The sequence below is a fragment of the Protofrankia symbiont of Coriaria myrtifolia genome (assembly GCF_900634755.1).
In the GTDB taxonomy this organism is placed as follows: Bacteria; Actinomycetota; Actinomycetes; order Frankiales; family Frankiaceae; genus Protofrankia; species Protofrankia coriariae.
In genome coordinates this window covers 11,631-31,568 of record NZ_CAAAFS010000077.1, presented here as the reverse complement: position 1 = coordinate 31,568, position 19,938 = coordinate 11,631, and the positions used below count along the sequence as shown (strand labels likewise).

The 19,938-nt window shown below is 71.1% G+C and carries 16 protein-coding genes; 8 read left to right on the top strand and 8 right to left on the bottom strand.

Going from position 1 to position 19,938, the window contains the following annotated elements; translation table 11 throughout:
- Positions 1-316, bottom strand: a 316-nt coding sequence (locus tag CM1CMNOD_RS04600; RefSeq protein ID WP_131773850.1) for a hypothetical protein, incomplete at its 3' end; no start/stop codon positions are given.
- A gap of 90 nt (positions 317-406) precedes the next feature.
- Here CM1CMNOD_RS04600 and CM1CMNOD_RS24315 point away from each other — a divergent pair.
- On the top strand, positions 407-1,144 hold the full coding sequence (locus CM1CMNOD_RS24315) for a Fic/DOC family N-terminal domain-containing protein (RefSeq protein ID WP_431307071.1): 738 nt from the start codon (positions 407-409) through the stop codon (positions 1,142-1,144).
- Here the strand turns inward: CM1CMNOD_RS24315 and CM1CMNOD_RS04590 are convergent.
- Entirely contained in the window at positions 1,050-2,630 is a 1,581-nt protein-coding gene (locus tag CM1CMNOD_RS04590) for an acyl-CoA mutase large subunit family protein (RefSeq protein WP_043604917.1), read from the bottom strand. The two genes, CM1CMNOD_RS24315 and CM1CMNOD_RS04590, sit on opposite strands and share 95 nt — an antisense overlap.
- Positions 2,631-3,348: 718 nt before the next feature.
- On the opposite strand from CM1CMNOD_RS04590, the gene CM1CMNOD_RS04585 reads away from it, so the two are divergent.
- The 4 genes from CM1CMNOD_RS04585 (at position 3,349) to CM1CMNOD_RS04570 (ending at position 8,841) form a co-directional block, all read left to right on the top strand.
- On the top strand, positions 3,349-4,449 hold the full coding sequence (locus CM1CMNOD_RS04585; protein WP_013872495.1) for a hypothetical protein: 1,101 nt from the start codon (positions 3,349-3,351) through the stop codon (positions 4,447-4,449).
- Positions 4,450-4,754: 305 nt separating this feature from the next.
- Positions 4,755-5,534, top strand: coding sequence for an EamA family transporter (locus tag CM1CMNOD_RS04580; RefSeq protein ID WP_131796397.1), 780 nt, complete (start codon positions 4,755-4,757; stop codon positions 5,532-5,534).
- Between the two features lie 501 nt (positions 5,535-6,035).
- The gene (locus CM1CMNOD_RS04575) at positions 6,036-6,884 is read left to right on the top strand and encodes a purine-nucleoside phosphorylase (protein WP_013872493.1); all 849 of its coding nucleotides are present in this window, start codon (positions 6,036-6,038) and stop codon (positions 6,882-6,884) included.
- A gap of 82 nt (positions 6,885-6,966) precedes the next feature.
- Positions 6,967-8,841, top strand: coding sequence for a phospho-sugar mutase (locus tag CM1CMNOD_RS04570; protein ID WP_013872492.1), 1,875 nt, complete (start codon positions 6,967-6,969; stop codon positions 8,839-8,841).
- On the opposite strand, the gene upp is transcribed toward CM1CMNOD_RS04570, so the two are convergent.
- Positions 8,842-9,465: a uracil phosphoribosyltransferase gene (gene upp / locus CM1CMNOD_RS04565; RefSeq protein ID WP_013872491.1), complete on the bottom strand. Its 624-nt coding sequence runs from the start codon at positions 9,463-9,465 to the stop codon at positions 8,842-8,844. It abuts the gene before it with no gap.
- A gap of 79 nt (positions 9,466-9,544) precedes the next feature.
- Here upp and deoC point away from each other — a divergent pair, with 79 nt between their 5' ends.
- Positions 9,545-10,327: a deoxyribose-phosphate aldolase gene (gene deoC, locus CM1CMNOD_RS04560; protein WP_241247523.1), complete on the top strand. Its 783-nt coding sequence runs from the start codon at positions 9,545-9,547 to the stop codon at positions 10,325-10,327.
- A gap of 138 nt (positions 10,328-10,465) precedes the next feature.
- Here the strand turns inward: deoC and CM1CMNOD_RS04555 are convergent, their stop codons facing one another.
- The 5 genes from CM1CMNOD_RS04555 to CM1CMNOD_RS04535 form a co-directional block, all read right to left on the bottom strand.
- Complete coding sequence (locus CM1CMNOD_RS04555) at positions 10,466-10,843, bottom strand: hypothetical protein (protein ID WP_131772187.1); 378 nt, start codon at positions 10,841-10,843, stop codon at positions 10,466-10,468.
- Between the two features lie 233 nt (positions 10,844-11,076).
- Complete coding sequence (locus CM1CMNOD_RS04550) at positions 11,077-11,721, bottom strand: DNA-3-methyladenine glycosylase I (protein ID WP_013872488.1); 645 nt, start codon at positions 11,719-11,721, stop codon at positions 11,077-11,079.
- Positions 11,714-12,805 carry an adenosine deaminase gene (locus CM1CMNOD_RS04545; RefSeq protein ID WP_043602985.1) on the bottom strand — a complete coding sequence of 364 codons (1,092 nt, stop codon included), beginning with the start codon at positions 12,803-12,805 and terminating at the stop codon, positions 11,714-11,716. The genes CM1CMNOD_RS04550 and CM1CMNOD_RS04545 overlap by 8 nt, the downstream gene beginning before the upstream one ends.
- A 261-nt stretch (positions 12,806-13,066) precedes the next feature.
- Positions 13,067-14,350: a thymidine phosphorylase gene (locus tag CM1CMNOD_RS04540; RefSeq protein ID WP_013872485.1), complete on the bottom strand. Its 1,284-nt coding sequence runs from the start codon at positions 14,348-14,350 to the stop codon at positions 13,067-13,069.
- On the bottom strand, positions 14,347-14,832 hold the full coding sequence (locus tag CM1CMNOD_RS04535) for a cytidine deaminase (RefSeq protein ID WP_347176449.1): 486 nt from the start codon (positions 14,830-14,832) through the stop codon (positions 14,347-14,349). Before CM1CMNOD_RS04535 ends, CM1CMNOD_RS04540 begins: the two co-directional genes overlap by 4 nt.
- A 523-nt stretch (positions 14,833-15,355) precedes the next feature.
- On the opposite strand from CM1CMNOD_RS04535, the gene CM1CMNOD_RS04530 reads away from it, so the two are divergent.
- Together CM1CMNOD_RS04530 and CM1CMNOD_RS04525 are read left to right on the top strand one after the other, a co-directional pair.
- Positions 15,356-17,209, top strand: coding sequence for a hypothetical protein (locus tag CM1CMNOD_RS04530; protein WP_013872483.1), 1,854 nt, complete (start codon positions 15,356-15,358; stop codon positions 17,207-17,209).
- Between the two features lie 222 nt (positions 17,210-17,431).
- The gene (locus CM1CMNOD_RS04525; protein ID WP_013872482.1) at positions 17,432-19,867 is read left to right on the top strand and encodes a serine/threonine-protein kinase; all 2,436 of its coding nucleotides are present in this window, start codon (positions 17,432-17,434) and stop codon (positions 19,865-19,867) included.
- Positions 19,868-19,938 lie beyond the last annotated feature (71 nt).

Below are 19,938 nucleotides of genomic sequence, written 5' to 3'. Positions count from 1 at the left end.
CCAGGGGGATGATGATCAGATCACCGTGCTTGCGCCCCTGTGACGCCGACACCATCCGCCGGTCGAAGGCAACGTCGAAGTAGTCACCGGGCCGGGGGAAGGGCGCGACGACCAGCAGGCGGCGGGTGGTGAGCAGAATCCAGCGGGACGTCCCGAGGCGGTGCCCGATGAACCGTTCGGCCCGCGCGGTGAACGCGCCCGGGCCGGCGGGGTCGGTGAGCCGGCCCCGGAGCACGACCTCGGTGAACTCCCCCGGCTCCAGCGGAACCTCCGGCGGACGGGCCTTCCATGCTGGATGTACGCGCACACCGCCCAGCCTTCCACCACGAACGCCGTCCGCGCAGGGCCGTCGCCGGCTGCCCACACCCACCCGTCCTCCTGACCGCTCCCGACCTCGCTCCTTCCCCTGGACACCGTCCGTGCGGGAGCGTCTCCGACGTCCACGCGGCTGCTGGCCCGGGCGCTGATCCGCCGGGAAGCCATGCTGTCCAGCCGGATCGAGGGCACCCAGGCGTCCGTCTCCGACCTGGTGCTTTTCGAGGCGGAGCAGCCGGCCCGCGACGACGGCGCAGACGTCCGGGAGGTGTTCAACTACATGGCCGCGGTCGAGCACACACCCGACCCCGACCGTCGGCTTCCGCTGAGCGTCCCGTTGCTGCGGGAGGCGCACGCCATCCTGCTCAGCGGCGTCCGCGGAGACTACGCGACCCCGGGTGACGTCCGGCGGAGCCGGAGCGGACGGCATCCTGCGGACGATCGAAGGAGAACCGAACACGCCCGCCCGGTAGCACCGCCGGGCCGGTCGGCCCCGGCAGGGCCGCCGACGCCGGCTGGCGTTGTGATACTTACCTACCACCGGCGCGGCCTTGTGATATCGAACGGCCCGGTAGGTATCGCAAGGCCGCCGTCGCAGGGCCGCCGGGGTTTCGCCCGCGCCCGGTCGCCGGGATGCGGGCGGAAGCCCGGCAAGGTCGAGGAGCCGCCGCGTACCCGGAGGGTACGCAAGGTGACGAGAAACGCCGCCGGGGTTTCGCCCGCGCCCGGCGAGGTCAGAAGGCGTCGGCGGGGTGGTAGATCCCCCAGACGGCGCGCAGGGCGTGGCAGACCTCGCCGACCGTGGCCCGGGCGCGCAGCGCCTCCTTGAGCGGGTAGAGGACGTTGTCGCTGCCCTGGGCGGCGGCCTTCACCTCGTCCAGCCGGCGGGTTACCTCAGCGTTGTCGCGGTCGGCGCGCAGGGCGGCCAGCCGGGCCGACTGGTCGGCCTCGATCGCCGGGTCGACCCGCAGCGGGTCGTACTGCTCCTCCTGTTCGGCACGGAACCGGTTGACGCCGACCACGGTGCGCGAGCCGTCCTCGATGCCCTTCATGACCGCGTAGGCGGAGTTCTCGATCTCGCTCTTCTGGTAGCCCTGCTCGATCGCGGCGACGGCTCCGCCGCGCTTCTCGACCTGCTCCATGAGCTCACGGGCGGCATGCTCGACATCGTCGGTGAGGGCCTCGACCGCGTAGGAACCGGCGAACGGGTCGACGGTGGCGGTGACGTCCGTCTCGTAGGCGAGCACCTGCTGGGTGCGCAGCGCCAGCGTCGCGGCCTTGACCGTCGGCAGGGCGATGGCCTCGTCGTAGGAGTTCGTGTGCAGGCTCTGGGTGCCGCCCAGCACGGCGGCGAGGCCCTGTATCGCGACCCGGACCAGGTTGACCTCGGGCTGCTGCGCGGTGAGCTGCACGCCCGCGGTCTGGGTGTGGAAACGCAGCATCATCGACTTGGGGTTCGTCGCGCCGAAGGTGTTCTTCATCACGTCCGCCCAGATCCGGCGGGCGGCGCGGAATTTCGCCACCTCCTCCAGCAGGGTCGTGCGGGAGACGAAGAAGAAGGACAGCCGGGGGGCGAACTCGTCCACGGCGAGCCCCGCCTCGACGGCGGCCCGGACGTAGGCGATGCCGTTGGCGAGTGTAAAGGCGATCTCCTGCGCGGGAGTGGCTCCGGCCTCGGCCATGTGGTAGCCGGAAATCGAGATCGTGTTCCACCGGGGAATCTCGTTGCGGCAGTATGCAAACGTGTCGGCGATCAGCCGCAGGGACGGCGCGGGCGGATAGATGTAGGTACCGCGGGCGATGTATTCCTTGAGGACGTCGTTCTGAATGGTTCCGGTGATCTTCGAGCCGGGGACGCCCTGCTCCTCGGCGACCAGCTGGTACAGCAGCAGCAGGACGGACGCCGGCGCGTTGATGGTCATCGACGTGGAGACCTTGTCCAGCGGGATGCCGGCGAAGAGCACCCGCATGTCCTCGATCGAGTCGATCGCCACCCCGACCTTTCCGACCTCGCCGTGAGCGATCGGGTCGTCAGAGTCGTAACCCATCTGGGTTGGCAGGTCGAACGCGACCGAAAGTCCGCCGGTGCCCGCGGCGACAAGCGAGTGATACCGCTCGTTGGACTCCCTGGCGGTACCGAAACCGGCATACTGCCGCATTGTCCACGGCTTGCCGGTGTACATGGTCGGGTAGACGCCCCGGGTGAACGGATACTCACCGGGTGAACCCAGGCGCTCCGTCAGGCCCGTGGGCAGATCGGATGCACTGTAAACCGGCTTGATCGGCTGGCCGGACTCCGACAGACGCTCGCTCATGGCCAGATCGTAGGGAAACCCGGCCCACTCATGCGCGATTCTCACGCCGGGTTCACCGCTGTCACGGCAACGGCCTGCCGGGATCGCCGACTGGATCGCTGCCGGGATGGCCAACGTGCTGGCGAGGAGCGAGAGCTGAACCACTCCGGATGCGCCAGCCGACGCCCGGCAGGGTGGCGCCGTCCGCGGAGCCGCTGGGCGGGTTGGCCTTCCGCCAGACGGTGCCCGGCGGGCTGGCTGCGGGAGGCGGGTGCCGACGCCCACCGTCACCGCGAGCGCTCGGCGCGGCCGGCCCGTGCGCCGCACCGGGCGGCTCCGGACGACCGCGGGTGACATCAGGTGGCGCTGTCCGTCCCGACCGCCGTCCCTGGGAGCGATTCGACGACAGCGATTCGACGACAGCGGTTCGCTGGCCCGAGGCGCACCACACCGTCCCGTCGTCCCGAGACGACCCGCCGGCCGGGGCCACCCGGTGGCCGCGCCCCGGCGACGGTCGTCCGGGTCCGGCCACAAAGCAGGCAAAAGTGATTATTCTTGTCTGCGCTCACCGGGAAAACACACATGTGCCAGCGATTACGTCTACCGTTGATGGAAAGGCTCCACGGCGCACGCCACCACCGGCGGAACCGACGCGCGGCCGCGCGGGTTCACGCTGCCCGGCCGGCGCGACCCGCCGGGAGTCCGATCGGTTGTTTCCAGGACGGGAACGGGGCTGCCCATGACCGGCGACACCATAACCCAGTTGACCGTCGAGACGATCAGGGCAGAGCTTGTCGCGCTCTCGGCGGGGCCGGGTTTGAACGTCGAGAAACTCAGGAGTTCACCACTGGTACGGCTGCTGCCCGCGGCGCCTGGAGAATGGTCGGACGACCAACGCGCCGCCGCATTACAGAACATCATAGCCGAGTGCTGTCACGCCATCCCCCAGGAAAAACTGCGGACCGGCGCCCAGATCGGTTTCAATATTGACGGCGAGAATCCGGACGAGCCGTCCCTGACAGCCCGGATAGACGCGCTCGCCCGCCGTCGGGGCCGGCACGAGCGGACCGTACGGGAATGGTTCTATCGGGGGACCGTCGAGGCCGCGCTCCTGCTCAGGCAGCGGGTCGCGGAGCTGGGCACCGGTGCCGGCTGGCAGGACTACCTGACCGGCAGCGGCGCACCAGACCCCCTCGACGCCAGCCGACCGCGGTTTCTCCTCGACCGGGCCGAGCTGCTGGTACGACTTTCCGGCCGGATCCCGACGGAGGTGCTGATATTCCGGTCCCTGGTCGCCCTCGACGAAGGAGTCGATCACTACGTCGCGACCGCCCGTTATCACAGCGACCCGCGCCCCGGGGTGATCTCCGTCGAAGCGCTGGCGAACTGTGCCGTCCGGCGCTCCACCTTCGCTCCGAACGGGTACGAGGTGACCGAGCTCGAGTTTTCGACGGCGCTTTCCCCTGGCGACCGGATTTCCTTCGCGTACCGGCTGCGAGTACACACCGACCGCGAGATGGCACCAGTTCTGAACTACGTACCGAAAGCACAGCAGAACAGTCGACACATACTGCAGCTCCAGTTCGACCCGACGGCACCACCGGTTCGGGTCTGGTATTTCAATGGTGTGCTCGGCCCGGAGACCCGGCTGCACCCGGAGGATGAGGAGCACTGGCTTGTGCCGAGCAGCCTCGGATACGTCCGCAAGGACTTCGTCGAGCTTTCCCGCGGGCTCCACTACGGCGTGGCCTGGGACTGGCCCCGCAACTCGCACGGCCCGGTCACCCGGGAACGCCCGGACCACGACTTCCGGCCCGCCGCCGGCCCCCCTGGCAGCTGACACACAATCATGATCAACCGTCGGCCGTCAGGCGTCGGCCCGACGTGACCGGACCACCGACACCAGCGATCCGTAAAAGACCAGGAACAGTCGGTGATGACCATCCGCTCGCTCCAGAAGGAGAACGCCGTCTCGACCAGGCTGCCGTGGCCGACACAGCCCGGTCCGTGAGGACCAGTCATCCGTTCCGGGCGGGGAGAGCTGCGGCTCCCGTGCTGGTACTGGGTCAGATCACCAGTCTGCAGGTGGGGTCGGCCGTGGCCAAGGGAGCCTACGACCATGTCGGTCCCACGGCTCTGGCCGGTATGCGCCTCACCTTCTCAGCCATGATCATGATATTGCTGGTACGCCCCCGCCCACGTCGGATCGCGGTTCACCAATGGCGGGTCGCGATCTCGCTCGGTCTTGTCCTCGCGGCAATGAACGTGGCGTACTTCCAGGCAATCAGTCACCTGCAGATCGGCGTGGCCTCCACCCTGGAGCTGCTCGGCCCACTGACATTGTCGATCGTCCTGTCCCACCGGTTGGAACACCTCGCGGCAGCATTACTGGCCCTGGCGGGTGTGCTGCTGCTGACCGCTTCGGCTCCATCGCTGAGCCTTCTAGGAATCCTCCTGGGCGTGCTGGCCGCGCTGTGCCGGGCCGGGTACACGGTTCTGAACCAACGGGTCGGGCATCTGTTCCCGGACTGGAGCGGCCTCACGGTGGCGCTGGCCGTCGGAGCCTGCATTCTCGCGCCGGTCACCGCCGCCACCGACACAAACACCGTGGCTGCGCATCCGTCCGTCCTCGTAACCGGTCTCGGGGTGGCCCTGCTGTCTTCCCTGATCCCGTACGCACTGGATATGACCGTCCTGCGGCGCATTGACACGCGCGCCTTCGGGGTGTTGCTCGCGCTGAGCCCTGCTGTTGGTGCCGGCGTCGGGTTCGCCGTACTCCACGAACATCTCACCGTACGGCAGATCTGCGCGATTGCCCTGGTAATCGCTGCCAGCGCCTGGTCGGTGAGCCTGGACCGGCCGCCGCGGAGCGGCAGTTCCCCAAGCGGCACCAGCCAGGACACGCCGAACATCGACCACCGCTGACCAGGTGCGGGTGGCACGATTCATGACTCATATGACCCTGGATACCGTTCCAGCGGCACCGGAATCACAACCATCACAGCGTCGACGACGGCTGTCGCCGGCGGACCGGATCCGGTGAAGGTGTGCGTTTCAGCACACCGGCCTCGAATTTCACAGGGTGATCGCCCATTGGATACGCCAGACATGGGAGGTGTTCCTGAGCCGGGAGGATCAGCCCGGTCGCGGATCTGCCTGTCGATGACGGCCATTCACCACCGGCCCGGGCAAGGCGCCTTCCCGCGCAAGCCGTAGGTGGAAACCGTCATCACGACGACCGTTTTCACCTACGGTCTCCGCGACTGTAGGTGAAAACCGCTGCGATAACGACGGTTCTCACCTACTGAGTCGCCTGCGTGGGCGGTGACGCCACAAGGGCGACTCCACAAGGATGACGTCACAAGGATGAAGCAGCGGCAGGACGGTGGCAGAACCGAGGCCGCACCGGAAGGCTAGAGTCACCGCATGCGGGACACCACCGCCGCGCAGACGGCGACTGGCCCAGGCACACGGACGGCGGCCAGCCCAGGCACACGGGCTGCCGCGGCCCAACTGGCCGAGATCACCGGTGTCGGGCGTCACGACGTCGCCGTCGTGCTCGGCAGCGGATGGCTGCCCGCCGCGGACGTGCTGGCCGCGGCCGGAACCGTGACCGGCGAAGTAGCCGTCACCGGCCTTGCGGGCTTCCCGCCGCCGAGCGCCCCTGGTCACGCCGGGACAGTGCGCTCGATCGCCCTTGGTGGGCGTCATCTCCTGCTGTTCCTCGGCCGGGTCCACGCCTACGAGGGCCATCATCCCCAGGTCGTCACCCATGGTGTCCGCACGGCCTGCGCCGCGGGCGTGTCCACCGTGGTGCTCACTAACGCCGCCGGGGGGCTGCGTGCGGACCACACGGTCGGCCAGCCCGTGCTGATCTCCGATCATCTGAACCTCACCGGCCGTTCGCCCCTGGTCGGACCGCGGTTCGTCGACCTCACCGACGCCTACTCACCGCGCCTGCGCGCACTGGCACGAACCGCCGACCCGGCCCTCACTGAAGGGGTCTACGCGGCGCTGCCCGGACCGCACTTCGAGACCCCGGCCGAGATCCGGATGCTGCGGACGCTCGGCGCGGACCTGGTCGGCATGTCGACCGTGCACGAGACGATCGCGGCGCGGGCCGAGGGCGCCGAGGTGCTGGCGCTGTCCCTGGTGACCAACCTTGCCGCCGGCATGACCGACGAGCCGATCGACCACACCGAGGTGCTGGCCGCCGGCGCCGAGGCGGCCGGACGCATGGGCGCGCTGCTCGCCTCGATCGTCACCAGGCTTTGAGCGGTGGAGGTGGATGCGCCCGCCGGCATGGCTACGCCCACCAGGATGGCCGTGTCCGCCAGCGGCGAAAGGCCCATCGGGGATGAACATGTCGCCCGCCGGGGATGACGCGGACCTCCCGGGCCTCCTGCTCGCCCGGGCCCGGCAGTGGATCGCCGACGACCCGTGGCCGCCTGACCGGGCCGAACTGGCCGCCCTGGTCGACGCCGCGCACGCCACCGGTGACCTCGAGACCCTGTGTGAACGGTTCTCCGGCGCCCTGTGCTTCGGCACGGCCGGACTTCGTGGGCCGCTTCGCGCCGGACCGGCCGGGATGAACACCGCGGTCGTCCGGCGGACGGCGGCGGGCCTGGCCGCCTGGCTGCTCCCCCGGCAGGCCGGCCCGGGAGCGTCAGCGGACGGCGATCTCCCGCCTCCGCTGGTTGTCGTGGGCGCGGATGCCCGGCATGGCAGTGAACGGTTCGCCCTCGACAGTGTCCAGGTGCTCGCCGGGGCGGGGGTGCGGGCGGCCCTGCTGCCGATCCCGGTGCCCACGCCGGTGCTGGCGTTCGCCGTCCGCCGGCTCGGCGCGGACGCCGGCATTATGGTCACCGCAAGTCACAATCCGGCGACCGACAACGGCTACAAGGTGTACCTGGGCGCGCCGCCCGACGATCCGGCGAACGGGGCACAGATCGTCGCTCCCGTCGACAGCGAGATCGAGGCTGCGATCGACGCCGTCGGACCGGCCGCCTCCCTCCCCCTTGGTGACGGCTGGATCCGCCTCGGCCCGGAGATCCACGCCGCCTATGTGGCCGCGGCCGCGGCCACGCTGCGACCGCCCGGCACCGGCACCGGCACCACCGCCGGCCTCGCCGCGGGAGATCTGGCCGCAGGCGATCTCGCTGACCTGCGGGTGGGGTACACGCCGCTGCACGGCGTGGGCGCGGACACCCTGACCGCGGTGTTCACCCGTGCCGGCCTTGCCGCGCCGTTCGTGGTGGCCGAACAGGCCCGTCCCGACCCGGACTTCCCGACCGTCGCGTTCCCGAACCCGGAGGAACCCGGCGCGCTGGACCGGGTGCTCGCCCTCGGCCGAGCGGTGGACGCCGATGTCGTCATCGCCAACGACCCGGACGCCGACCGCTGCGCGGCCGCGGTCGGCAGCCGGGTCCTCACCGGCGACGAGTTCGGGTTGCTGCTCGCGGACGAGGTGCTGCGCGCCCGGCCCGGCCCGGTCGCCACGACGATCGTGAGCTCGGGCGCGCTGGCGACGCTCGCGGCCGCGCACGATGTCCCCTGCTTCGAGACCCTCACCGGCTTCAAATGGATCATGCGAGCGCACGCCGGCCTCGTCTTCGGCTACGAGGAGGCGCTCGGCTACGCGGTCGCGCCGACGCTCGTGCGCGACAAGGACGGGATCACCGCGGCCCTGGCGATCGCCGGGATCGCCGCGGCGGAGAAACGCCGCGGCCGGACCCTGCTCGACCGGCTCGACGATCTCGTCCGCCGGTATGGCCTGCATGCCACCGCCCAGGTGTCCGTCCGGGTCACCGACAGCGCGCGGATCTCCGCCGTGATGGACGCGCTGCGCGCCGAGCCCCCGGCGAGGATCGGCACCGTCGACGTGCTCGACATCCACGACCTCGCCACCACACCCACCCCGGCCACCGGGCCTGCACCGGCCGCCGCGCCCGCGACAACAGGTACGCCTGCCCTCGCTGGTGGGTCTGCCCGTACCGGCACGGCGGGGGACGGGGTACTGTCCGCGGACGTAGTCATTTTTCGGCTGGCGGGTGGAGGGCGGGTGGTCGTCCGTCCCAGCGGCACCGAACCGAAGATCAAGGCCTACCTGGAAGTGACCGTCCCGGTCGAGCCAACGGCGGATGCCGACAGCCTCGCGCTCACCCGCCACGAGGCGGGCACCCGCCTGGCCACACTCGGCGACGCAGTCCGTCAGCTCCTCCTCGGCCGCTGATCAGACCGCGCCGAACTGGCGGTCGCCTGCGTCGCCGAGGCCAGGGACGATGAAGGCGTCGTCGTCCAGCCGTTCGTCGACGCAGGCGGTGACGATCCGCACGTCGAAATCGCCCGCGTCCAGCGCGGCGACCCCTTCGGGCGCGGCGAGCACGCAGACCAGGACCATGCCTTTCGCCCCACGCTCGGCCAGCAGGTTCAGGCAGTGCGCGGCTGATCCGCCGGTGGCGAGCATCGGGTCGAGGAGCAGCACGGGATAGTCGGCGAGGTTCGCCGGCAGTGACTCCAGGTAGGCGTGGGGTTGGAAGGTCCGCTCGTCCCGAGCCAGGCCGACGAAGCCGGTCCGGGCCTCGGGCAGCAGGCCGAGGGCCGCCTCCAGCATTCCCAGCCCCGCCCGCAGGACCGGCACGACGATCGGCACCGTGGCCAGCCGGCTGCCCACGGCCGGGGTGAGTGGGGTGGCCACGGTGTGCTGGACAGCCGGCAACTCCCGGGCGGCCTCGTAGATCAGCATTGTGGACAGCTCCCGCAGCGCCGCGCGGAACACCGGCGGCTGCGTCCCCCTGTCGCGCAGCACGGTCAGCCGCGCTGCCACCAGAGGATGTTCGACGACGTCGACCCGCACAACTGCCTCCCGCCGTCCAAGGGCCTTCACCTGGCCCGGTGGAACTCCGGCTGCCACTTCACCCGTAATGATGGACGCTATGACGAGCCTTCCAGCCGGAGCGGACCGTCCCGCCGGAACCGGTGGAACCGGTGCGACGGTGCCGGGTCCTCCCGCTGCCCCGCGCCGGTCCGAACTCGCCCGGATGATCGATCACACCCTGCTGCGCCCCGAGGCGACCGGGGAGGAGATCCTCGCGCTGTGCGGCGAGGCCACCGAACTGGGCATCGGCGCGGTGTGTGTGGCGCCCACCCACGTCTACCTGGCCGCAGCCGCGGCCCGCCGGGGTCGGCCGAAGGACGAGCGGGCGGCGGCGGACGACCCGGCGTTCGCCGTGGCCTCGGTGATCGGGTTCCCGCACGGCACCCACCTGACCACGGTCAAGGCGCAGGAGGCTCGCCGGGCGGTGGCCGACGGCGCGGACGAGATCGACCTGGTGATCGACCTGGCCTGCGCGATGGAGGAGAACTGGCGGTCGATCGAGACCGAGATAACCGAGGTGCGGCTGGCCGTCCCGCCGCACGTGATCCTCAAAGTGATCATCGAGAGCGCACTGCTGCCGGACGCCAGCATCACGGCAGCCTGCCGGGCCGCGGAGGCCGGTGGCGCGGAGTTCGTGAAGACCTCGACGGGTTTCCATCCGGCGGGCGGGGCGAGCCTGCGGGCGGTGCGGGCGATGGCGGCGGCGGTCGGCGGCAGGCTCGGGATCAAGGCCAGCGGGGGCATCCGTACCGCCGAACAGGCTCTCGCCTTCGTCGGCGCCGGCGCGACCAGGCTGGGCATGTCCGCCACCCGGGACGTGCTCGCCGCTGTCCCGGAGTAAGCGCCGGGTCCCGCGTCAGGGCCGCTGTCCCGGAGCAGCGCCACGGTCCCGCGTCAGGGCCGGTGCCCCGCCAGCGGGCAGATGGCTCGGCGCCGTCAACCACTCCCGGGCGATCGCGCCGGTGCCCCGCGGCGGCGCCTACCGCTGGGCGGAGAGGGCCTTCTTCGCGGCGGTGAGGAACTTGTTGCCGGCCGCGGTCAGTTCGGCGGACTCGGCGCCGGCCTGCTGCTCCCAGGCGCCGTAGGTGTCGCCGGCCCGGTAGCCCCGCAGCACGTCGGTCAGCCGGCGCATGCACTCGACGGCGTCGTCGTAGTGACGGGTGACCGGGGCGGTCGGACCGAATCTGACGCGCAGCCGCCCGTAGGCGGTCCGGGCCATTTCGTTCGCGTGGTTCCGGCGCTTCAGATATTCTATCGCCTCGTCGTCGCCATCCATGATTCCCCGGGACCACAGTGAAATACAGTAGGCAGTTACCAGCTGGGACCGGGTCAGCTGCTCGGCGGCGAAGTCCAACACGTCACGACATTCTTTCTGAACGGCGAGACGATGTGATCGTCGTGTTTCCATACGGCCGGAGAAAGCGGTGATTCCCGGCGCGCCGATGCCGGTGACGACAACACTGACAATCGCAAGTACCATCACGTCCGACATGATCAGCCATGGTAGCGGAGCGGCCCGGTGCGGCCGGTTCACGCGCGGCGCGGCCGGAGCGCGGAGAGGCTCACAGACACCGGCGACGCGGAGGCCGGTCAGCCCCCCAAGCTCCTGACCGCGCAGGCCGCGAGGTGGTCGTTGACCAGACCACACGCCTGCATCAGCGCATACGCTGTCGTGGGGCCGACAAAGACGAAGCCGTGGGATTTCAGTTCCCGGGCCAGCGCCGCCGACTCGGCCGTGGCCGCCGGCAGGTCCGTCGTTACCAGCGGCACGGCCGTGGTCACGGGCCGGAACGACCAGATCAGTTCCTCGAACGACCCGTCCAGCGCCAGCAGCGCCCGGGCGTTGGTGATTGTCGCGAGAATCTTCCGGCGGTTGCGGATGATTCCCGCGTCCGCCACCAGCCGTTCGACGTCGGCCGGGCCGAAAGCCGCGATGGCCACCGGGTCGAAATCCGCGAACGCGACCCGGAAGGCGTCCCGTTTACGCAGGACGGTGAGCCAGGAAAGACCGGACTGGAACGCCTCCAGGCTGAGCCGTTCAAAAAGCCCGGCTCGGTCGCGGACCGGGCGTCCCCATTCGTCGTCGTGATAGGAGACGTATTCCGGCGCGGACAGCGCCCACGGGCAGCGCGGGCGCCCGTCCGGCCCGGTCACGGCACCGCCGGGCGCCCCGGCCCGCCCGGAGCCGGCGTCCGGGCCGGTTGGAGCGGACGGGGCGGGCTGCGGGTCACCCATCGCCACACACCGACGCGAACCCGGGCTTGATCACGTCGTTGATGAGCGTCAGCCGCTGGTCGAACGGGATGAACGCCGACTTCATCGCGTTCACCGTCAGCCACCGGATGTCCGGCCATCCGTACCCGAAGGCGTCCACCAGCGCGGCGAACTCGCTCGACAGCGTCACCCCGCTCATCAACCGGTTGTCGGTGTTGACCGTCACCCGGAAGTGCAGCCTGCGCAGCAGGCCGATCGGATGCTCGGCGATGCTCGCGCACACGCCCGTGTCCACGTTGGACGTCGGGCACATCTCCAACGGCACGCGGACGTCCCGAACGTAGTTGGCCAGCTGCCCGAGGATCGCGTTCGCGTCGGTGTCGACGGTGATGTCGTCGGTGACCCGGACGCCGTGGCCGAGCCGGTCGGCGTTGCACCACTGCAGGGCCTCCCAGATGGACGGCAGCCCGAACGCCTCCCCGGCGTGGATCGTGTAGTGGCCGTTGGCCCGCTGCATGTACTGGAACGCGTCGAGGTGGCGGGTCGGCGGGTAGCCGGCCTCGGCCCCGGCGATGTCGAAACCGACGACCCCCCGGTCCCGCCATCGGACAGCGGCCTCGGCGATCTCCAGCGAGCGGGCCGCGTGACGCATCGCGGTCAGCAGGGCGCGGATCTTCAGCCCGGTACCGGCCGAGCCGGCCCGGAACCCGTCGATGACGGCCTCGATCACCGCGTCGAGCGCCAGCCCCCGCTCGACGTGCAGCTCCGGGGCGAAACGGACCTCGGCGTAGACGACACCGTCGGCGGCAAGATCCTCGGCGCACTCGCGGGCGACCCGGGCGAGCGCACCCGGGGTCTGCATCACCCCGACAGTGTGGCTGAACGTCTCCAGGTAGCGCACAAGAGACCCACTGTGGGCGCCGCCGCGGAACCAGGTCGCGAGCTTGTCCGCGTCGGTGGTGGGCAGCCCGCCATAGCCCACCTCGTCCGCGAGCTCGACGACGGTCGCCGGCCGCAGCCCACCGTCGAGATGGTCGTGCAGCAGCACCTTGGGCACCCGCCGGATGGCCTCCAGCGTGGGCGGGGACGGCACGGACACGGTCATCGTCCGAACATATATCCGAAGGCGCGGCCGTCATCCCCAGGTCCTGCGCCCAGCCGGCGGGCCGAACAGAGGATCTACCAGCGAATCCCGGCAACGGAGATCCACTCGGGGGAGCCACCCAGGAGAATCCGCCAGAAAGAACCGAAACGGACGGGGAACCAAGGAAAGATCTGTCGGCAGAAGTCACCGGCGAAAATCATCGGTAGGCATCCGGGATGCCGGTGACCGGCGTCCGCCAGCCAGCGCCTGCAGGTAGTCCGTCTACAGGTGGACGTGGTCGAGGACGAGCCGCTGAACGGACGGCGGCGTGTCCGCGATCTCGACGGCGTCGGCGAGCGCCGCCCGGGCGGTGGCCAGCCGGGCCGGGTCGTCGGTGTGCAGCTCCAGCAGCGGTGCCCCGGCGACGACCCGCTCGCCGAGGCCGGCGAACCACCGCACGCCCGCGACCGCCGACACCTCGTCGTCCTGGCGGGCCCGGCCCGCCCCCAGCCGCCAGGCCACCAGGCCGACGGCGCGGGCGTCCAGCCGGCGCAGGAAACCGGTCGCGGGCGCGGGCAGTGTCTCGACGTGCGGGGCCACGGGCAGGGGCGCGTCCGGATCGCCGCCCTGCGCGGTGACCATCCGTTGCCACACGTCGTGGGCCCGGCCCGCCGCGAGGACGTCCGCCGGGTCCGGGCCGCCGGCCAGCCCGGCGAGGGTGAGCATCCGCCTGGCCAGCGCGACCGTCACCTCGACCAGATCGGCCGGGCCGCCGCCGCGCAGGGCCGCCACCGCCTCGTCGACCTCGAGCGCGTTGCCGGCGGTCCGCCCCAGCGGGGTGTCCATGCCGGTCAGCAGCGCCTCCGTGCGCACCCCGGCCACGTCACCCAGGGCGACCATGGTCTCTGCGAGCTCCCGGGCCGGCGCCTGGGCCGTCATGAAGGCGCCCGAGCCGACCTTGACGTCCAGCACCAGCGCGGACGTCCCCTCGGCGATCTTCTTACTCATGATCGACGAGGCGATCAGCGGGATCGACTCGACCGTGCCGGTCACGTCCCGCAGCGCGTACAGCTTCCGGTCCGCCGGGGCCAGGCCGGCGCCCGCGGCGGCGATGACCCCGCCGACGTCGGTGAGCACCGACCGCATCCGTTCCGGGGCCAGCGAGGCCCGCCAGCCGGGGATGGCCGCCATCTTGTCCAGGGTCCCGCCGGTGTGGCCGAGCCCGCGGCCGGCGAGCTGCGGCACCGCCGCGCCACAGGCCACCACCAGCGGCACCAGGACCAGCGAGACCTTGTCGCCGACACCGCCGGTCGAGTGCTTGTCCACGGTCGGGCGGCCAAGCCCGGACAGGTCGAGCCGTTCGCCGCTGGCGACCATCGCCGCGGTCCATCGGGACAGCTCCGCCGGCCGCATGCCGCGCCACACCACGGCCATCAGATAGGACGCCATCTGCTCGTCGGGGACGGCGCCCGCCGTGTACGAGCTGATCAGCCAGTCCACGGCCGCGTCGGGCAGCCGGCCGCCGTCCCGCTTCGTCCGGATCAGGTCGACGACGTGAAAAGTCACCGAAAGTCACCATCGTCCTGGCCTGCGCCAGCGTCCCGTCCGGTGTCTGCGCCCGTACTGGTGGCGCGGGCGGCGGGCGGTGGAAGGTCGGCGGATGGCAGGTCGGCGGGGCCGAAGGCATCCGGCAGCAGATCCGCCAGCCGGCGCGGGCCACCGGCCGTCGCCACCAGGAGATCCGGGCCGCCGTGCTCGTACAGCAACTGTCGGCAGCGGCCACAGGGCAGCACCGGCGCACCGGTGCCGGTCACGCAGACGAACGCCACCAGCCGACCACCGCCTGCGGTGTGCAGAGCGCCCACCAGCACGCATTCAGCACACAGCGTGAGGCCGTAGGAGGCGTTCTCGACGTTGCAGCCCACGACCAGTCTGCCGTCGTCCACCACGGCGGCGGCACCGACATGCAACCGTGAGTACGGGGCGTACGCACAGGCCGCCACCCGGGCCGCCTCGGCCCGCAGCCACCGCCAGTCGACGGCATCCACCGCGGACGCGCCCGCGGGACCAGCCGTGATGCCGTCCACGGAACCGATCACGGGACCAGCTCCGGTGCCGCCCTCGGGACCACCCCCAGGAGCGCTTCCTGCTGCCATGCGACACCTCCCGGCGGCCCGGACCCGTTCCCGGGTGACAGCGCACAGTCCAGCATGCCCCACCTGGACGCCCCGGGAAGCCGACTCCCGGCCATGCGGAGAAACACGCTCGCGGCCCAGGCCTGCCCGGCGCTCGCCGGCCCGGGCTGCCGGCCATGCGGAAAACATGATCGCTGCTGTCGGCCCGCCGGTCACAGGGCTCCCGGTGTCGAGGACGACGCCTCTGCGGATGACGCCTCTCCGGATGAGGGCTGTCCGGACGGCGACTGTCGGACCTGCGGTGACAGCGACTGATGTAATGCTGCTGATTCGCAGAGTAAGAACGGTCACGGGCAGAGCATTCAATCAACAAACGACACCCTGATAAACGGACGGTATGGCCGCGCTCACACGTTGTCGGCCACAGGAGGACGCGTTGGATCCCGCCGACACGGACACGCCTGCGGCCGGGGAGAAAGCCACGCCGCTGACCGTCCGCCGGGCCGCGCCCGCCCCAGAGCCCGGCGCAACACCGGTCACGGAGCCGGCCGCGACCGGCGGTACGGCCGTACGCGGGCGGCGGCGCGGGCGCCTCCGGACACACACCCTGATCGGGTCGAGCTATCTCCTGCTGGCCCTGTTGCTGACCGCCCGGGTGTGGTCCGACCCGACCCGGAACATCATCTCCGGTAACCCGAACGACACCTCTCTGTACTGCTGGTGGCTGGCGCATACCGCGCACGCCGTCACGCACCTGTCGAACCCCTTCGTCACGCACCTGGCGAACGCGCCGGAGGGGATAAACGCGCTGTGGAACACGTCCGTACTGGTCCCCGGCCTGCTGCTGACGCCGGTGACCCGGGCCGCCGGACCGGTGGCCTCCTACAACCTGCTCGTCATGCTGGCGTTCTCGCTGTCCGCGTTCAGCGCCTACCTGCTCGCGCGGAAACTGCGGGTGCGTACCGCGGCGGCCTACGTGGCCGGGCTCGTCTACGGTTTCTCGCCGGCGCTCGTCGCGGCCGGGACAGGGCATCTCAGCCTGGCTCTGGCGCCGGCCGTACCGTTGCTGCTCGGCCTTGTCGTGGACGCCGTCCGGGGGACGCACCGGCCGGCACGGACCGGCGTACCGCTCGGCGTCGGCGTCGGCCTGCAACTGCTGACCGGCGAAGAGGTGCTGTTCATCACCGCGGTGACGGCCGCTGTCGGGATCGTCCTGCTGCTGGTGAGCCGGCCGGAGTACCTCCGCCTGGCCGGCGGGCCGCTGCGCACGTTCGCGATCGCCTTCCTGACCTGCCTGGCGCTGACCGCGGTGCCGCTGAGCATCCAGTTCCTCGGGTCGTTGCGGGCCCACGGCAGCCCGTTCCTGGCGAACTTCTTCAAGAGCGACCTGACCGGCCTGTACGTCCCCTCCGAACACCAGTGGCTCGCGACATCCGCGCAGAGCACGCGGGCGGCCGAGTTCCCCGGCGGCGCGTCGGAGTACATGAACTTCCTCGGTTGGCCCCTGCTGATCGTGTGCGTGTGCACCGTCGTCCTGGGCTTTCACGACCTGCGGATACGGATAGCCGGGCTCACCGGCACGGTGCTGGCGGTCCTCTCCCTGGGCGAGACGCTGCTGGTCAACAACGTGGAGACGGGCCTGCGACTGCCCTGGGGCCTGGTCGCCGGCCTGCCGGTCTTCGAGGCCGCCCTGCCGAACCGGTTCTCCCTTGGCACCGCCCTGATGGCCGGGCTCGTGCTCGCCTGCGCCCTGGACCGTCTGCCCGCCCGGCTCGCAGCCGCCGGTGTCCCGGCAGCGGTGGCCCTTTCCGTGGTCTGCGTGCTCCCACTGATTCCTCGGCCGTACACCGTCGAACGCTCACCCGACGTGCCCGCGTTCTTCACCACCGACGCCGTGAAAACCCTTCCGGCCGGCTCCAACGTGCTTCTCCTGCCCTATCCGACCGGGTTGCGGGCAACCGCGATGTCCTGGCAGACCGTGGCGGACTTCCATTTCTCGATGCCGGGCGGCTACTTCATCGGTCCGGGCCACGACGGGAAGGCCTACATGGGCGGAAAAAAGCCGACGGTGACAGCTCAGTTACTTGAAGACATCGAAAGTGGCAGCTTCACCGGTCCGGTGACCCCGGCACAGATCGCCCGAAGCCGCGCCGACTTCGCCGAGCTCGGTATGCGCGCGGTCGTGCTCGGCCCGGCAAGGCACCGGGACGGCCTACGCGACACGGTGACGTCGCTGACCGGGCAGCCGCCGGAGTTCACCGGTGGCGTGTACGTCTGGCGCCTTCCGTGACACTCCGCGCTGGACGTCCCCTGCTGGATAGCTCGTGACGCCGGTATACAACGCGCTCTGAACCGGTGCGGTCGACGTGTGATGAAGTAGGCCGAGCGACGTCCACGGGCGATGTCCACGAGTACGGGCAATGTCCACGAGCGAAGCCCATGGGCAATGTCCACGAGCAATGTCCACGAGCAAAGTCCACGAGCAAAGTCCACGAGGAGGTGGGACGGCCGGATGCCGCTCGAACGCCACCCGACGTCGAAAACCGGACAGGAACCGGATTCCGGCCAGCTCGTAGCGGGTCGTTACCGGCTCGGCGCCGAACTCGGCCGCGGCGGTTTCGGTGTGGTGTACGCGGCCACCGACGAACTGCTGCGGCGGGACGTCGCCGTCAAGGAGATCCGCCTCCCACCGTCGATCTCCGCCGACGAGCGGGCGATCCTGCGCCAGCGGGTGCTGCGCGAGGCGCGCTCGGCCGGCCGGGTCCAACATCCCGGGCTTGTCCCGGTCTTCGACGTGCTCGAGGCGGACGGCCGCCCGTGGATCGTCATGGAGCTCGTGGAAGGCCGCTCCCTGGCAGAGATCATCTACGACGAGGGCCCGTTGCCGCGTGAGCGGGTGGCCCGGATCGGCATCAGCCTCGCCTACGCCCTGGAGGCCGCGCACCGGACCGGGATCGTCCACCGGGACGTCAAACCGGCGAACGTTCTGATCAGCGCGGACCGGCGCGCCCGGCTGACGGACTTCGGCATCGCGTTGTCCGCCGGGGATCCGACCCTGACCCGCACCGGCATCCTGCTCGGCTCACCGTCCTACATCGCCCCGGAACGGGCTCGTGGGGAGGCCGGCGGCCCGGGTAGCGACATCTGGGCGCTGGGCGCGACCTTGTTCACCGCGGTCGAGGGTGGCACTCCCTACGAGCGCGACAGCGCCATCGCGACACTGACGGCGATCGTCGAGGGCAGACGCCATCCCTTCCGGCTGGCCGGGGCCCTCGCGCCGATTCTCGCCGACCTCCTGGCGGTGCAGCCCGCTGACCGCCCGTCGCTGTCCCTGACCCGGCGACGGCTGCGGAAGGTCAGCGAATGGGAGGCCTCCCGGCGGCTGCCAGGCACCCGCGCGGGCCGTACCGACCGTGAGCGTCCGCCGCGAGCACCGGCGGGCCACAGCGGCGCCGCGCCCGGCACGATCCCGGCGGGCACCGTCCCCGCTGGAGAGGATCCGGCGCATACGACCGGGGCAGACGACCCGGTGGGCGCGACACCGACATCCACCAGCGGCCCCACCGCTGGCAGCCCCACCGCTGGCGGCCCCACCGCTGGCAGCCCCGCGGCAGGCGGCAGCACCCCGCCGGCCGGCGGCACCGCCCCCGCCGGTGACGCCACGCCCGACAGCACCGAAGCCGGTCACCAGCGGGCCGGCCGTCCCGTCGACACCCCGGCACTCGACATTCCGACACTGGACGCCCCGGCTCCCGACATCCAGGCGGCGGTAAGCGCCGCGGCCGCCGCCCGGCAGCCGGCCGCGCCTCCCGCCGAGGAACTGGCCACGTCCCCTGCCGGGGAACCGGCGACGTCCCCTGCCGGGAAAACCGAGGAGCCGGCCACGCCGCCGGCCCACACCCGACAGCAGGCTCCCCCCGCACGCTCCGGGCCAGCGAAAACAGCGGCCGAACCGACCGGGACTGCCACCCCGCCGGCCGACCTCCAAGATCAGCCTCCTACCGCGCGTCCCGGACCAGCGAAGACATCCGAACCGGCTGAACCGGCTGGGACGGTCAGTTCAGCGGCAACGCCGGGAACAGCCGCGGCGGCAGCAACCACCGGAGCGGCTCAGACGCCCGGGTCCGTCCGGACGGCCAGGACGACCACGGCCGCCGAGCCGGGCGAGCCGGGCGTCGCGGGGCTGACGGGCGCCGCGGCGGCCGACCGGCCCAACCGCCGGCGCCTCGGCATGATTGCCGCGGTCCTCGCGGCGGTGCTGGCGGGTACGGTCATCGTCCTCGCGGCGGCGCTGACATCGGATCCGGACCGGCTAGGGGCGGGCCGGCTGCCGGCCGCGGCCGCGACCGGCCAGGGGGCCTCGGGCGGGACCACCACGGGTCAGGCCACTCCCACGATCACCGGCCCGCCGACCTCCGCCCAGGCGTCACCTGGCGCGAGCATCACGGCTGCCACGGTCACAGCCGATCCGGGGGTGGCCCCGCTGGACAGCACGCCGGCGCCCCCGCCGCCGGGCTGGCGTACCTACTCTGGCCCGTCGGGCTGGTCGATCGCCTATCCGGATGGCTGGGAGGAACGGCCCGCGCCCGGAAACGAAGGGCGAAACTTCACCAATCCGCAAACCGGCGCCTACCTGCACATCGACGTCACCCAGCAGGCCAATCCGTCCGCGCTGGCGGACTGGACGGCGCACGAGGACGGTCTGAGCGCCCAGGTGCCCGACTACCGACGGGTGAAGATCGCACCGAGTGACGGCGGGGACGGGGCAATTCAGGCGGACTGGGAGTTCACGCACGCATCAGGCGGAAAGACGGTACACGTTCTCAATCGGGGATTTGTGCGCAATGGCCATGGCTACGCGTTGTACTGGCGTACCGCGGACTCCCGCTGGGAAACGGACCTTCCGTTGATGTGGCAACTTTTCTCGACGTTCCGGCCCGGCCCCTGAACATCCGTCCGGGCCGCTTCCGGGCCGGTGTCCGACCATGCGCGCCGGGCCAGGCCAGATGAGGGCTCTCT